Raw genomic sequence first — 14,857 nt, forward strand, 5'->3', positions numbered from 1 at the left:
CCTTTGGTACAAGTTGTTGGATTATTCGGCGCTGGCGGCGGGGCTGGCGATCCCGAGGCGGTTCGCCATCTGCACCAGTTCGGCCAGCGAACCGGCGCCCAGCTTTTCCATCAGGCTGTGGCGGTGTGCCTTGACGGTGCGCTCCGTGTTGCCCAGCTCATAGGCGATCTGCTTGTTCAGCATGCCCTGCACCACCAGCGCGAACACTTCCCGTTCGCGCACCGTCAGCGTATCGGCCCGCTTGCGCAATTCCAGCAGCGCGCTGTTGTGTACCGCAGCCGATTCATAGCGCTGCATGGCGCGGCCGATGGCGTCCAGCAGTGCATCCTTGCCGATCGGCTTAGGCAAAAAGTCTTCCGCGCCGGCCTTGATGGCCCGCACGCTCATGGCAATGTCGCCGTTGCCCGTCAAGAACACGATGGGCAGGATGCTTCCCTTGGCACGCAAGTGGTCCTGCAATTGCAGGCCGGACAAGCCGGGCATGTCGACGTCGAGCAGGATGCAGCCGGCCTCGCTGCCGTTTTCCGCGCGCACGAAGGCATCACCCGATTCATAGACGGACACCGCATAACCGCAGGCGCCCAGCAGGCGCGCCAGCGCCGTGCGCAGCGCGTCGTCGTCGTCGATGATATGGATTCTCATGGCTGTCCCGGCAACGCGAAACCCACGGTGGCCCCGCCATCGGCATTGTTGCGGGCCCAGATGCTGCCGCCGTGCGCCTGCACGATGGCGGCCGCAATCGACAGGCCCAGTCCCATGCCGTGCGGCTTGGTGGTGAAAAACGATTCAAACACGCGTTCATGCCCTTCCGGAAAACCACACCCCTGGTCCGATACCAGCACTTCGGCGGTATTGCCGTTGCGCCGGGTCGCCAGGCACACGGCGCGCGCGCCGTCCGCCAGCTGCGCCATCGCATCGAAGGCGTTCAAGACCAGGTTGATCAATACTTGCTGCAATTGTATGGGATCCGCCGCCACCGGCAATACCTGCGGCGCCAGCTGCATTTCCAGCACGATGCGGCGCATGCGCGCTTCGCCGGACAGCAGGGTGCACACCTGGCGCACCACGTCGTTCAAGTCCAGCTTTTGCACGACGGGATCGGATTTCTTCAGCAATTCGCGCATGCGCTGTATCAGGTCGCTGGCGCGGCGGTCGTCGCGCTGGATATCGGACAGGATTTCCGCCACGTCGTCCAGTTGCGGCGGATTCATTTTCAGGAACAGTTCCGCCGCTTCCGCATTGCTCATGATGGCCGCCAGCGGCTGGTTCAATTCATGCATCAGCGCCGCGCAATATACGGTGGCGCTGGCGTTGCGGTTCAGGTGGGCGATTTCCGCCAGGCGCTGGCGCGATTCCTTTTGCAGGCGGTCGTTGTGGGCCGCCAGTTGCTGCTGCAGGCGGCGGATCTTCAAATGCGACTGCACGCGCGCATTGACTTCTTCGAACTGGAACGGTTTCGAAATGAAGTCCACGCCGCCGACCTGGAAACCGCGCAGCTTGTCGTCCGTGTCGCTATGGGCCGACAGGAATATCACGGGCACTTCATCGAGGCCCGGCATGCGTTTCAGGCGGCTGCACACTTCATAGCCGTCGATGCCCGGCATGCGCACGTCGAGCAGCACCAGTTCCGGCGCCTGCGCCTGCGCGCTCCACAGCGCCAGTTCGCCATTCGGCGCTTCACGCACGCGGTAGCCGGCATCGGTCAGCAGGCGCGACAGCAGTTGCAGCGAGGCCGGCGTGTCTTCCACCACGAGGATATCGCCACGCACCGGGTCCGCGTGCGCGCCTTGCGCCCCCACCTGCGTTCCCCCCGCCTGCCCCGTCTGGTCCATCCTTCCCCCTCAACTATGCGGGCCAGTATAGGGTATGCGGAGCGGCACGCGCCATGTTGCTTTGCCTGCCACGGGCAGGTCGTTGCAACATGACAACATCGATGCGCGCTGCACGGTGGCGCCATACCAGCGCCCGCCCTGCAAGCCGGGGATGCCGCGCCGGTTCAGCGCCGCCGCGATCGCGTTGAAGGAAATACCGGCCGCCCGCAGCGCATCGATCTCGATGCGCACGGCGTCATCCAGCGCGGACAGGGTTTGCAGCACATGTTTCATGGTTCAGACTTTCTGTAGCAGGAAGCAACCCCATTGTCCCCCTGCGCACAGCACATACCCTTGTCATTTCCTGACACTTCCCTGTCATTTCCGGACAGGAATGTCTATGATGAAAGTCCAAATCAAGACCAAAAATAACGATAAGCAGGATGGGGAAACTTTGAAACCTGATGAATTATTCATTCCGGCGCGCTACTACGCGGCGCTGTTCGACCACCTCGAAAGCCAGGGCATTCCCTGCCGCGATGCGCTCAGCGCAGCCCAGATCCGCACCCTGAATGATCCGCAAGCGCGACTGACCGTGACGCAGGCGGAAACCCTGATGATCGAAGCGGCGCGCCTGACGGGGCGGCGCGACCTGGGCTTCGAGATGGGCCGCCTGATCAAGCTCAATTCCCACGACATCCTCGGCTACGCCATCATCAGCTGTCCCACCATGGACCACGTGCTGCGGCTGGCGTCGCGCTATTACAAGCTGATGACGCCGTTGTTTGCCATGCGCTATTCGCGCCATCCGACCCACGCGGAAGTCACGTTCCGTCCCGTGCAGGGCATGCCGCAATCCGTCTACGAAACGTACATGGAAGTGTTGCCGGTGGCATTTCATTGCCAGTTGCAGGCGGTCACGCAAGGCCGCCAGCCGACCTATGACATTTACCTGACCACGGCGGCGCCGCCGCACGCCCTGCGCTACCGGGAATTGCGCAACGTGCGCATCCACTTCGGCGTGGCCGAGCAGCCGGGCATGCGCGTGATGCTCGATACGTCCGAGCTCGACGTGCCGCTCGCCATGACGGACCTGCGGGTGCTGCAACAGGCCGAAGCGCGCTGCAAGCAGATGCTGCAGCACATGGACCAGCAGGGCAACTGGTGCGACTGGGTCTCCATGATGTTGCGCGAAGCGGAAGATGCGCAGCCGACATTGGAGGAACTGGCCGGCATTTTGAACGTGTCGTCGCGCACGCTGGACCGCCACCTGGCCAAGGGCGGCGTCAGCTTCCGCGAGCTGTCGCTGCGCATCCGCAATGAACGGGCGTGCGAATTGCTGGCGAGCGGCAAATACCCCGTGTCGCAAATCGCCTACCGGCTGGGCTACACGGACATTGCCAACTTTTCACGCTCGTTCCGCAAGCTCAACGGCGTCAGCCCCACCGCGTGGGTGGAACAGCATCAGGCCTTCTCGCCGTCGGCGGAGAGCGCGCCGCCCGGTTGAATCGTCCGCAGCACCTTGCATGGATTGCCGGCCGCCAGGCTGTTGGGGGGAATATCGCGGTTCACCACGCTGCCGGCGCCGATGGTGCAATTGTCGCCGATGGTGACGCCGCCCAGGATCGTCACGTTGGCGCCGATCCACACGCTGTTGCCGATCGTGATCGGGTGTTCGACAAACACGCCCGCATTGCGCGCCACCGGGTCGACCGGGTGGCCCGCGGCGGATATCACGGTATTCGGGCCGATCATCACGTGGTCGCCCAAGGTCACCGGGGCGCAATCGAGGATCACCACATTGTGGTTGGCAAAGCAGTGGCGGCCCAGCGTGATGTTGGTGCCGACGTCGCAGTAAAACGGCGCTTCGAAGTGCGCATCCGTGGGCTTGCCGAGGATTTGCGCCAGGATGCGCAAGCGCTCATCCTGCTCATCGGCGCGGTTGTAGGCCGCGCACAGTTGCTTGACGCGGCGGCGCTTGTCGGCGCCCGGCCAGGCGGACGGGCCTTGCCCGGCATGCAGGTCAAATGTATTCGGCATAATCGCCCTCTCTTCCCTGGTGCAGTTTTTGCGCCGCCATGGCGGCGGACAGGAAAATCGGCCCCGCCAGTTGCGACGTGAAATCGCTTTGCTTGAGGCGGTCCAGCACCGGCCCTTTGACTTCGGCCAGATGCAGCGCCACGCCGCGCCGTTTCAAGCCGGCATTCCACTCGCCCAGCGCAAACAGCGCGGACGTATCGATGGAACTGACCGCCGTCATGACCAGCACCAGGTGGCGCGCCGTCGGATGCGCGCGCACTTCATCCTCGATGCGTTCTGCCACGGCTTCCACGTTGCCGAAGAACAGGTTGGCGTCGATGCGCAGCAACAGGACGTCCGGCTGGGTTTCGGCCGGATAGCGTTCGATATTGCGGTAGTGTTCCGTCCCCGGAATCCGGCCCAGCACGGCGATATGGGGGCGGCTGGCGCGCCAGATCAGGGTGCCCATCGACAGCAGCACGCCCACCACCACGCCCGCCTCCACGCCGAGCACCAGCACGCCGGCGCACGTGACCAGCCATGCGGCGGCGTCGCCCCGGTCGTAGCGCCACGCGGTTTTCAGGGTATCGAGTTCCAGCATGCCCAGCACGGCCACGATGATGGTGGCGGCCAGCACGGGCAGCGGCAAGAGCGCCAGCCAGCCCGTCGGGGCCACCAGCGCCCCCGCCAGCAGCACCGACGTGATGACGGACGCCAGCGGCGTTTGCGCCCCGGCCGCGAAATTCACGGCGGAACGGGACAGGCTGCCCGTGACGGGAAAACCGCCGGATGCCATGGCCGCCACGTTGGCCGCGCCCAGGCCGATCAATTCATGGTTGCTGACCAGTTTTTCATTGCGCTTTTGCGCCAGCGCCTGCGCCGCCGACATGCTCATCAGGAAAATCACGAAGCCGATCAGCAAGCCCGGTTGCAGCAGCGCGCGCCAGTGGCCCGGCGACAGCGCCAGGTTCAGTTGCGGCAAGCCCGATGGCACGTCGCCGGCCAGCGCGACACCCCGCTGCTGCAAGTGCAGCAGCGACACCAGCGCCAGGCCGCCCAGCACGACCAGCATGGGCGCCAGCTTGGTGGCCACGCCGGCCGCATTGGCCGGCATGCCGCACCGTTTCAGCAGCGGTTCCAGGTAGCGGCGCGCCAGGAACAGCGCCGCCACGGCCCCCAGCCCCAGCGCCGCGCTGGGCGCATGCCAGTGCGGGAACGTTGCGCCCAGCAGCGGCTTGACCTGCCCGGCCGCAATGGCCAGCGCGCAGCCCACGGTAAAACCACTCATCACGGGGCGGGAAAAGAAATTCGCGAGGAAACCCAGGCGCAGCAAGCCGCACAGCAGCAGCACCAGGCCGCAGACCAGCGCCAGTTGCGCGGCCAGCACCGAATACAGGCCGGAGCCGGCAGGCGCCAGCGGCGCCAGCACGGCGCCCGTCATCAGCGACACGATCGCCATCGGGCCCACCGATTGCGTCATCGACGAGCCGAACAATGCATACATGACGGGGGGCAGGATGCTGGCGTAAATGCCCGCGACGGGCGGCAAGCCCGCCACCAGCGCATAGGCCATGCCCTGCGGGATCATCATCATGGCCACGACGAGGCCGGCGCCGATATCGCCAGGCAGCATCGCGCGCCGGTAGTGCTTCAGCCAGTGCAGCATAAGAATTGTTCGAGCATGAAAGCCGAAGCCTACCATGCCGGGTAGCAAGCCTACAATGCGCGCAAACGCTTGTTTATGTCGCGTGCAGCGTGCTCCTGACGGCGTCCAGTATTTCGTTTGCCTGCGCTTCGTCGGCAAACAGGCGCGCCAGCAAGACGCCGCCCACCATGGCGGCATAATCGGCGATGGCTTGCCGGCGTTTTTCCGCATCGTCCGCGCCGGGTTCCAACGGGGCCAGGATCGCCAGTTGCTCGCGTACGCCATGCGCCAGCGCATCGCGCGCCGCCGGTCCGCAGCGCGATACATCTGCGCCCAGCGCGGTGACTGCGCAGCCGGCGCCGGGATTGCCGCAGTGGCGCGGCGTCAGGTAAGCGTCGATGATGGCGCCGCGCGCCTGCTCCGGCGCGTGGGCCGCACGCTGGCGCCATCTTTCCGCCGAATGTTCCAGCGCCTTGGCGCACGCTTCGGCCAGCAAATCCTCCTTCGAACCGAAGTGGCCATAAAAGCCGCCATGCGTCAGGCCTGCGGCTTTCATCAGGTCGGCCACGCCGATGCCGTCATAACCCCGTTCGCGGAACAGGGTTGCCGCCGTTTCAACGATACGTTCGCGGTTCAGTGCCGCCTGTTCCCTGCTGACTTTCATGGGACACCTCCTTTAGCCGCATTATACATTACGAATATAATATATGATGCAGACGGCTCACCATGCAAAGCTCGTCATTACCGTATGCGGGTCCAGCAAGGCGACATGCACGCAATCGCGGTGGCCGGCGCGCCAGTCCGGGCACAGGGTTTCCATGGCCGTGAAATGCAGTTCGCCCTGCGCCACATCGAGCGCATCGATACGAACGGCTTCGAAGCCGAAATAGCGGCCCACAGCGGGGAACAGCGCCTTGTAGATGGTTTCCTTTGCGGAAAAAGCGGCGGCCAGCGCCAGCGGATACGGCATCGTGGCCTGACCTCGCAGTACGGCCAGTTCGTGCGGCTGCATCGCGCAGTGCTCGGTGCTGGCAATGGCGTCGGGCCTCAGCGCCCCTTCGACATCGATGCCCACACCCCGGAGATGTCCTGCCCGCACCACCGTGGCGGCAGCCCACACATCGGTATGCGTGATGGCGCCCAGTGCGCCGGGCGGCCACAGCGGTTCGCGCTGCGGCCCGGTGCCAACCTGCGCGTCCGGCCAGCCGTTGTCGGCCAGCGCGCGCCTGGCCGCCAGGCGGCCGAACAGGTATTCCGCCTGGCGTTTCGGCACGCAGCGGTCCATCGCAGGCGGATAGGCGACGCCTGCCTGCGCAAAGGCGGCCACGTGAAAATGCGCCAGGTCGTAGCGCAACAGGTGCACGGGCAGCGTGCCGCTACCGGTGCGGCAATGCACCAGTTGCGCCTCCAGCAGGCCGGCGACGATCAAGGGGAAATGGGAAATGATTTATTGCGCCATGGCCAGTTCCACGCAATTGCGTCCGGCCCGCTTGGCGCGGTGCAGCGCAGCGTCGAGGCGCTCCAGCAATGTGGCGGCGCCCTCTTCCGGTCCCGCTTGCGCGACACCCAGGCTGATGGTCACATTGTCGCAACCCGGCAATTCCGTATTGGCGATGGTTTCCCGCAATTTTTCCGCCAGTTTCAATGCGTCGATGGCGGCCGTGTGGGTGGCGATGATGAGGAATTCCTCGCCGCGCATGCGCACCAGCGTATCCGACGTGCGCAGGCGGTCCTGCACCGTCATGGCCACCGTGCGCAGCGCCTTGTCGCCGCAGGGGTAGCCGTAAATATCGTTGACCGAGCGGAAGTTGTCGATGTCAAACGCGATCACGCCCAGCGGAATGCCGTAGCGGCGCGCGCGGCGGATTTCATTGTCCAGCTGCGCTTCGCCGTGGCGGCGGTTGACGGCGCCTGTCAGCGCATCGGTGGTGGTGATTTGTGTCAGCTGGCCGGCCAGCGCATCGTTTTGGTGTTTCAGCTCGCTCATGGCCAGGCCGAAGCTGATGAACTGGGCCAGGCTGCCAAAGCACGAGAATTGCTCGCGCGACGGATGGATCAGGCGGTCGAACATCAGGCTGACCGCGCCCAGCACCGGGCCGCCCGCTTCGCTGCGCAGCGGCAGCGACAGGATGGTGCGCACGCCATGGTCGTGCAAGCCCATGGCCAGCATCGGGTCGCCGGCTTTTTCCGGCGCATCCATCAGCACCAGCTCGCCCGTGCCAACGGACAGCAGCGGCGGAAACGCTTCGTGCACCGGTAATTGCAGCAACTGGTCCGTGCGGCCCAGCAAGTGCGCGATATCGAGGTGGTTGCGGGATTCCTGCGCTTCCAGCGCCAGGTTGCCCCGCTCCTTCATGTGGAACAATGCCGCGTGGCGCACGCCGGGGAAGGTGCACAGGGCCACGCAAACCTGGCTGGCCATCAGCGGCAATTCATCCATGCCGGTCAGTGCGCGCTGCACATTGCGCTGCACCGCCAGCAAATCGCGCAATTCCTTTTCCTTGTCCAGCAATTGTTGCTGGGCGTTGGCCGCGGCATCGAGCGGCTCCGTCAGCGCGTGGCTGACGGCTTGCTGCATTTCCGAGCTGAGGATGGGGCTGACGCGGTACGTCAGCGGGCCGGCCGTCATCAATTCCGGCAGCCACGACGTCTTGCTGTAGGGGCACAGGATCAGGACTGGGTTACCCATGCGGGTGCGCACCAGGCTGGCGGCGGCGGACAGGTCGCCATGGTCCTCGAATCCGTCCAGGTCGATGACCAGCAAGTCGACCGGCTGGCGGCCCAGGGTTGCCATGGCCGAATCGAACGATTCAGCCAGCAGCAGGCGGTTAAAAAGTTCCCCGCAAGCGCTTTGAAACTCGCCGCGGCGTTCGCTGGCGAGGTTCAGGAACAAGCCAACCCGCTGGGCCTGGCTATCGATGTCTGTCGCCATGACGTTATCCCCATACCTGTTATAAGTATCGTATTCCAGCAGTTTGCCATAAAGTTCATAAATAGCAATATTATTTGCTCCAAAAACTACAAAAAAACCCTCAGAATCCGCTGAAACCCGCATGAATGTGCGGCCCCGCACGGTCGTTGGCAAAGCGCTTCCGAATACTGTCCCTTTGACGAAACAGGGAGGACACCATGCCTAATTCGGAAAACAAGGCTACGTCTGCCGGCAGCATGCAGCGCGATATCCAGCAGCAACAGGACCGGCGGGACCAGCGCCAGGGGCAACGCGGCGAACCGAAGGATGCGGTACAGACCGGCCGCACCGACCAGCCCAGTCCGCCCCTGCCTGAACAGCACCTGGAAAAACCCGGCATCGAAGCCGAAATGGAATTGAAGCCCCGTTTCCTGGCGCCGGAATATTGCGGCAGTGGCAAGCTGGCCGGCATGGCGGCGCTGATCACCGGGGGCGATTCCGGCATCGGCCGCGCCGTGGCGGTACTGTATGCGCGCGAAGGCGCGGACGTGGCGATCATCTACCTGCCGGAAGAACAGGACGATGCACTGGAAACCCGGCGCTTCGTGGAAGCGGAAGGCCAGACCTGCCTGCTGATTCCCGGCGACGTGCGCGACCCTGCCTTTTGCAGGAACGCGGTGGAGCGCACGGTCGCCCAACTGGGCAAGCTGGACATCCTCGTCAACAACGCCGCTTTCCAGGAACACGCGGGTTCGCTGATGGATTTATCGGAAGAACGCTTCGATTTGACGATGAAAACCAATATTTATGGCTATTTCCACATGGCCAAGGCTGCGGAACCGCATTTACAGCGGGGCAGTTCCATCATCAATACGGGTTCCGTCGTGGGCCTGAAAGGGTCCGGGCATTTGCTTGATTATTCGACCACCAAGGGCGCCATCCACGCGTTCACGATGTCGCTGGCATCGAACTTGCTGGACAAAGGCATCCGCGTCAACGCCGTCGCGCCCGGCCCCGTGTGGACGCCGCTGAACCCGTCGGACCAGTCGCCGGAGAAAATCCGGGAATTCGGCGCCAGTACGGACATGAAGCGCCCGGCCCAGCCGGAAGAATTGTCGCCCGCCTACGTGTTCCTGGCGGCGCCCTGCTGTTCCAGCTATATCACCGGCATCGTGCTGCCGGTGACCGGCTCCGTCGGCGGGGTGTGACATGGCCGCCCGATCGCTGTGGAAAGGCGCCATCAGCTTCGGCCTGGTGCACATACCCGTCGACCTGCATTCGGCCGTGCAGGAGCATGACCTGGATTTGACGATGCTGGACCGGCGCGACTTTTCCCCGATCGGCTTCAAGCGCTACAACAAGAGCACGGGCAAGGAAGTGGCGTGGGATAACATCGTCAAGGGTTACGAATACCAGGAAGGCGAGTACGTGGTGCTGTCCGACGAGGATTTGAAGCAGGCCAACGTGAAAGCCACGCAATCGATCGATATCCTGGCCTTCGTGGCGGCTGAAGACATCCCGCTGACGTATTACGACACGCCGTATTACCTGACGCCGGGCCGGGGCGGCGACAAGGTCTACGCACTGCTGCGCGAAACCCTGCGCAAGGCGGACCGCGTGGCGATCGCCACCGTCGTGATCCGCGTGCGCCAGCATTTGTGCGCGCTGCTGTGCGAAGGCGACACCATTATCCTGAACACCTTGCGCTTTCCCGATGAAATCAAGGATACCGATGAATTGAAACTGCCGCCCCGGTCGCTGAAATCGACCGGGATCTCGGACAAGGAAATGCAGATGGCTAAGTCGCTGGTGGACGGCATGACGGAAGAATGGGATCCGTCGCAATACCACGACACGTACCGGGAAGACGTCAAGGAACTGGTCATGCGCAAGGTGAAGGCGAAACAGACCAAGACCATCACGGAAGCGGCGCCCGAGAAGAAACCACGTGCTGCCGCCAATGTGGTGGACTTGGTGGCGCTGTTGCAGCAAAGCCTGGGCAAAGGAAGCAAGGGAGCCAAAGGCAAGGCCGCCAATGACGAGCCGGAAGAGGACGAGGAGGAAGAGGCACCGGCGCCCAAGCGCCGGCCCGCGAAATCCGGCAGCGCCGCCACGGCAAAAAAACCGGCGGCGCGCAAAAGTACCCATGCGGCGGCAAAGAGCGCCGCCGCACCGAAAAGCCGGGCAACGGCGGCAAAAACAGCACGCAAGGCAGCTTGAATGTGGGGGTGGGAGGGGCCTGTCCCCTTTTCACGTGTGCCTCGTTCGTACTCGCGGCGCCTCGTTTTGCCTCGCCAGCCAATGCGGGAAAACGGCGCCGCCGCTCTGCGTTACCGGCGCCGCGACACCGGGGCGCGAGGCATAACGAGGCATGACGAGTACAAAGCAGGCACCCGTCGCGCGGGGATAGGCTCCATCAGCCGCTCTCGAAGCCCAGCTTTTTCATCGCCGCCGCCAGCCCGACAGCGCTGTCCGCGTAATCAGCCCACGGCGCATTGCCCACATCGAGCCGCGTGTGGGCATTGTGCACCGTCCATTGCGCGCCGCCCTTCAGCTTGTCCAGCTCGTCCCAGCCCACCGGCACGGAGATCCCCAGCCCGGGACGCGTGCGCACCGACCAGGCGCAGGCAGTGGTCGCGCCCCGCCCGTTGCGCAGGTAATCGACGAAGATCTTGCCGACGCGGTTTTTCGGCCCGCTCTTGAACGCAAAGCGGTCCGGCAATGTCTGTGCCATGCGGGCGACGATGGCTTGTGAAAACGCCTTGACCGTGTCCCAGCCATAGTGCGGCTTGACGGGCACCACCACGTGCAAGCCCTTGCCGCCGCTGGTTTTCAGGAACGCCGGCAAGCCCAGTTCGTCGAGGAAGGCATGCACCAGTTGCGCCGCTTCCTGTACTTCACCCCACGCGACGCCCTCGCCCGGGTCGAGGTCGAACACCATGCGGTTCGGCTTTTCATAATTGCGCGACGTGGCGTTTTGCGTATGGATTTCCACCACGTTCCACTGGGCCGCCCACAGCAAGCCCTGCTTGTCGGCCACCGCCAGCATGGGCGGGTGGCCGGGATCGAGTTTCTGGTTCAGCAGCGCCAAACCCGGCATTTTCTTCACATCCGCGTGCTTCTGGAAAAACAGTTCGCCGCCCACGCCCGCCGGCGCGCGCACCAGCGCCACGGGGCGGTCGCGCAAGTGCTCCATCATCAGGTCGCCCACCAGCGCGTAATAGCGCACGACGTCGATCTTGTGCGCGCCGCTGGCCTGGTCGATGACCCGGTCCGGATTGCTGATTTTTAAATCGTCCGGCAAGTTGCCATGCACGGCATCGGCCGGCTTATCGGCCGCCTTGGTGGATTGCTTTCGGGCGGACTTGCGCGCGGGCTTCGCGTCGTGCGCCAGGTCTTCCACGTGGGCTGGCTGTTCCCGCATAATGGCGCGCGGCGGCTTGTCGTTGCGTAAGCCCTGGAACACCGCGTGGCGGATCGAGCCATCGCGCGTCCATTCGCCAAAGCTGACTTCCGCCACCAGCTTCGGCTCGACCCAATGCGCCTTCTTGTCGATTTTCCGGCCCGGCGCGAACGGGCTGGCGTCGGTGGCCAGCTTGTCCAGTTGCGCTTTCAATGCCCTCAGGCTGTCCGCATTGAATCCGCTGCCGACATTGCCCGCATAATGCAGCGCACCATCCTTGCCTTGCACACCCAGCAACAGTGAACCGACGCCCTGGCGCGAGCCTTTCGGGTCCGTATACCCGCCAATCACGAATTCCTGCCGCTGTCCGCATTTCAGCTTGATCCAGTCCGGCGTGCGGCGCGCGGCATAGATGGAATCGCGCCGCTTGCCGATAATGCCTTCCAGCCCCATCTTGCAGGCCGCCGCCACCATGTCGGCGGGCGGCGCATCGAGTTCCGCGCTGTAGCGCACCTTGTCCGAGGGACGGTCTTTCAGCACCGTGTACAGCAGCTCCCTGCGCTGTGCGAGCGGCACTTCGCGCAAATCGTGGCCATCGAGGAAAGGCGCGTCGAAGATGAAATACACGACGTCGCCGTTGCGCGCGTCGTCAAACGATTGCTGCAACATGCCAAAGTCGGGCCGCCCGTTCTGGTCGTGTACGACGATTTCGCCGTCATACCAGCCGTTCGGCAATGCCATGTCCGCCAGCGCCGCGCGCAATGGTTCCAGCTTGGCGGTCCAGTCGTTGCCGTTGCGGGTGATCAGCTTGATGCCTTTGCCATCGACGCGGGCCAGGATGCGGTAGCCGTCGAACTTGATTTCGAACAGCCAGTCGTCCGGATCGGACGGCGGGCCGTCGACCAGCGTGGCCAGCGACGGCGCCAACGTGGCCGGCAGGCGCGCCTTGCGCAGGCTGGCTGCGGCGGGCGCCTCGGACGCTTCCGCCTCGCGCGCCTGGGTCTTGGACGTCGTCCGGCGCCCTTGCTTGCCTTTCTGCCCCGGCAGCCCGAGCGCCTTGACACTGTCAGGCATTTCATCGACCACGGAAAACTCGTCCGCCGGCCGCTCTTCGCCATCCTTTTCCTTGATCAACAGCCATGCCGGCTGTTTTTCACCCCGGTCTTTCATGCGCACCAGCGCCCAGCGGCCATGCATCTTATGGCCGTGCAGCGCGAATTTCAGGCTGCCGTCGCGGTAAGCCCGGCGCGGATCGCCGTCCGGCTCCCACGTGCCCCGGTCCCAGATAATGACCTTGCCCGCGCCATACTGGTGTTCGGGTATCGTGCCTTCGAATTCGTTGTAGGCGATGGGATGGTCTTCCACCTGCACGGCCATGCGCTTGTCATGCGGATCATAGCTGGGACCTTTCGGCACCGCCCAGCTTTTCATGGCGCCGTCGAGTTCCAGCCGGAAGTCATAGTGCAGCCGCGACGCCCAGTGTTTCTGGATGACGAACGCGCGCTGCTCGCCGCCGGACTTGCCGCCTTCGGCAGGTTCCGGCGTGACAGCGAAGTTCCGCTTGGCCTTGTAGGTTTTCAATGGGTCGCGCATAAGGGCGATGCTACCGCCGGCCGCGCGCCCCCACGGTTATCCAGCTAACACAGCACCCGTCATTTACCTTTATAAACACCGGCCGCGATATAGACGTCGTCGACCCGCTCGATATAGGTGCTTTTTTGTTCCAGCTGGCCCGTCTTGGCGTTGGGCCACTTGTAATCCACCCAGCCTTTGCCTTCCTTGCTGTTGGCCACTTCGCGGAATTTCTGCACGAAATTGACGCCGTCCACGTCGCGCAAATCGCCCAAGGTCTTGCCCACCATTTTCGCATTGGCGCCATGGGCGATCAGCGCGCCGCCGGCCGCCGGCGACATGAACAGGTACAAGTCCTTGTCCTGGAATTGCGGCGAACGGCTGTTGATTTCCGCCGCCAGCTTGTCCTTGCCGTTGGCTTTATAAAAAGCCGCCCCTTTTTTCACCAGCGCCACCGCTTCTTCCGCCGTACCACGCTGTTCCTGCCCCACCGCGACGGTGGATGCCGCGACACAAACCGTCATCGCCATTGCCCGCAACCATGTATTCATGGGATTGTCTCCTGGTGTATGTCGTCTCATACTATGGCGGCGGAGCAACGACCGCAAGCGGCAGCTGTACCAAACTGGCCACACGGTTGCCCGTTACCATCCCGCGCCGTATATTGTGACTACTCGTTAAGCAAACGGAGGCGCCATGGCGCTGCACCGCTGGATACGGTGGGCCGGTGCGATCCTGATCGCCAGCGCGCCCATGGCCACGCCGGCTGCGCCAGACACGCAGCCGCTGCAGTTGCGTTTCGTTGCGCAGCCGTGGCCACCCTTCATCCATGAGGAAAACGGCAAGCCGGCCGGCCCGTTCGCCGATATCGTCCAGGCGGCATGCGAAGCCATCCGCGCACAGTGCACGATCGAGATTTTCCCCTGGCGCCGCGCCTTGCAAATGACGACGGAAGGCGAAGCCGACGGGCTGTTGGCCATCCTCGATTTGCCAGAACGCAAACAACTATTCCATCTGAGCCCCCCGCTGATCCATACCGCGTATGTGCTGTATGCGCAGCAGGACAGCACGTTGCGCGATCCCACGCCCGCCATGCTGGCCGGGTACACGGTGGCCGCTTTCGGGCCATCCGGCACGTCCAGCGTGGCGGCCAAACTGGCGCGGGAGGCGCCGAATGCCCGGCTGACGGTGGAGATCGACAATGCCACCGCGCTGCGCAAGTTGCGCATGGGCCGCTATGGCAGTAAAGCCGTGGTGGTGCTCAATGCCGACCTGGGCATCTGGCTGATGCGGCAGGAAGGCGACGCGGGATTGCGGCAAGTGGGGGAAGTGCAAAAGATCACGTACCACATCGGCATGGCGCGCAAACACTTGCCGCCGGCCGTCAAAGACCGCTTCATCGCGGCGCTGGAGGAGATGGTGCGCAATGGCACGGTGCGGGACATCGCAGCGCGCTACGGCATGCGCGGCGTGCAGTGACTGCCCGAAGTTTCTGC

The 14,857-nt window shown here is 64.0% G+C and carries 14 protein-coding genes; 4 read left to right on the forward strand and 10 right to left on the reverse strand.

What is annotated here, in order from left to right:
• Positions 1–21 precede the first annotated feature (21 nt).
• Genes GJ700_RS00255 through GJ700_RS00265 form a run of 3 tightly spaced genes read right to left on the reverse strand, consistent with a single transcriptional unit; the run spans position 22 to position 2,105 of the window.
• On the reverse strand, positions 22–642 hold the full coding sequence (locus tag GJ700_RS00255) for a response regulator transcription factor (protein WP_154370661.1): 621 nt from the start codon (positions 640–642) through the stop codon (positions 22–24).
• On the reverse strand, positions 639–1,832 hold the full coding sequence (locus GJ700_RS00260) for a sensor histidine kinase (RefSeq protein WP_154370662.1): 1,194 nt from the start codon (positions 1,830–1,832) through the stop codon (positions 639–641). Before GJ700_RS00260 ends, GJ700_RS00255 begins: the two co-directional genes overlap by 4 nt.
• 9 nt (positions 1,833–1,841) lie before the next feature.
• Positions 1,842–2,105, reverse strand: a complete 264-nt coding sequence (locus tag GJ700_RS00265) for a recombinase family protein (RefSeq protein ID WP_154370663.1) — start codon at positions 2,103–2,105, stop codon at positions 1,842–1,844.
• Between the two features lie 106 nt (positions 2,106–2,211).
• On the opposite strand from GJ700_RS00265, the gene GJ700_RS00270 reads away from it, so the two are divergent.
• Entirely contained in the window at positions 2,212–3,318 is a 1,107-nt protein-coding gene (locus tag GJ700_RS00270) for an AraC family transcriptional regulator (protein WP_229506703.1), read from the forward strand.
• Here the strand turns inward: GJ700_RS00270 and GJ700_RS00275 are convergent.
• From GJ700_RS00275 to GJ700_RS00295, 5 genes are all read right to left on the reverse strand, one after another.
• Positions 3,276–3,851, reverse strand: a complete 576-nt coding sequence (locus GJ700_RS00275; protein ID WP_154370664.1) for a sugar O-acetyltransferase — start codon at positions 3,849–3,851, stop codon at positions 3,276–3,278. The genes GJ700_RS00270 and GJ700_RS00275 overlap by 43 nt on opposite strands.
• Positions 3,835–5,496, reverse strand: coding sequence for a SulP family inorganic anion transporter (locus GJ700_RS00280; protein ID WP_154370665.1), 1,662 nt, complete (start codon positions 5,494–5,496; stop codon positions 3,835–3,837). Before GJ700_RS00280 ends, GJ700_RS00275 begins: the two co-directional genes overlap by 17 nt.
• Positions 5,497–5,569: 73 nt before the next feature.
• Positions 5,570–6,139 (reverse strand): TetR/AcrR family transcriptional regulator, encoded by a 570-nt coding sequence (locus GJ700_RS00285; protein ID WP_154370666.1) that lies wholly within the window; start codon positions 6,137–6,139, stop codon positions 5,570–5,572.
• A 57-nt stretch (positions 6,140–6,196) separates the two neighbouring features.
• The gene (locus GJ700_RS00290; protein ID WP_154370667.1) at positions 6,197–6,904 is read right to left on the reverse strand and encodes a 4'-phosphopantetheinyl transferase family protein; all 708 of its coding nucleotides are present in this window, start codon (positions 6,902–6,904) and stop codon (positions 6,197–6,199) included.
• Positions 6,905–6,922: 18 nt separating this feature from the next.
• Positions 6,923–8,407, reverse strand: a complete 1,485-nt coding sequence (locus GJ700_RS00295; RefSeq protein WP_229506704.1) for a GGDEF domain-containing protein — start codon at positions 8,405–8,407, stop codon at positions 6,923–6,925.
• A 197-nt stretch (positions 8,408–8,604) separates the two neighbouring features.
• Between GJ700_RS00295 and GJ700_RS00300 the strand changes: the two genes are divergently transcribed.
• Both GJ700_RS00300 and ku read left to right on the forward strand, forming a co-directional pair.
• The gene (locus tag GJ700_RS00300) at positions 8,605–9,594 is read left to right on the forward strand and encodes an SDR family oxidoreductase (protein WP_154370668.1); all 990 of its coding nucleotides are present in this window, start codon (positions 8,605–8,607) and stop codon (positions 9,592–9,594) included.
• A 1-nt stretch (position 9,595) separates the two neighbouring features.
• The gene (gene ku / locus GJ700_RS00305) at positions 9,596–10,606 is read left to right on the forward strand and encodes a non-homologous end joining protein Ku (protein ID WP_154370669.1); all 1,011 of its coding nucleotides are present in this window, start codon (positions 9,596–9,598) and stop codon (positions 10,604–10,606) included.
• A gap of 196 nt (positions 10,607–10,802) precedes the next feature.
• Here ku and ligD read toward each other — a convergent pair whose 3' ends face one another.
• The gene (gene ligD / locus GJ700_RS00310; RefSeq protein ID WP_154370670.1) at positions 10,803–13,382 is read right to left on the reverse strand and encodes a DNA ligase D; all 2,580 of its coding nucleotides are present in this window, start codon (positions 13,380–13,382) and stop codon (positions 10,803–10,805) included.
• Between the two features lie 59 nt (positions 13,383–13,441).
• Entirely contained in the window at positions 13,442–13,912 is a 471-nt protein-coding gene (locus GJ700_RS00315; RefSeq protein WP_229506705.1) for a cache domain-containing protein, read from the reverse strand.
• A gap of 145 nt (positions 13,913–14,057) precedes the next feature.
• Between GJ700_RS00315 and GJ700_RS00320 the strand changes: the two genes are divergently transcribed.
• A complete protein-coding gene (locus tag GJ700_RS00320; RefSeq protein ID WP_154370671.1) occupies positions 14,058–14,840 on the forward strand; it encodes a substrate-binding periplasmic protein in 783 nt (260 codons plus the stop codon).
• The last annotated feature ends 17 nt before the right edge of the window (positions 14,841–14,857 follow it).

The organism is Pseudoduganella rivuli (genome assembly GCF_009674485.1).
Lineage (GTDB): Bacteria > Pseudomonadota > Gammaproteobacteria > Burkholderiales > Burkholderiaceae_D > Rugamonas > Rugamonas rivuli_B.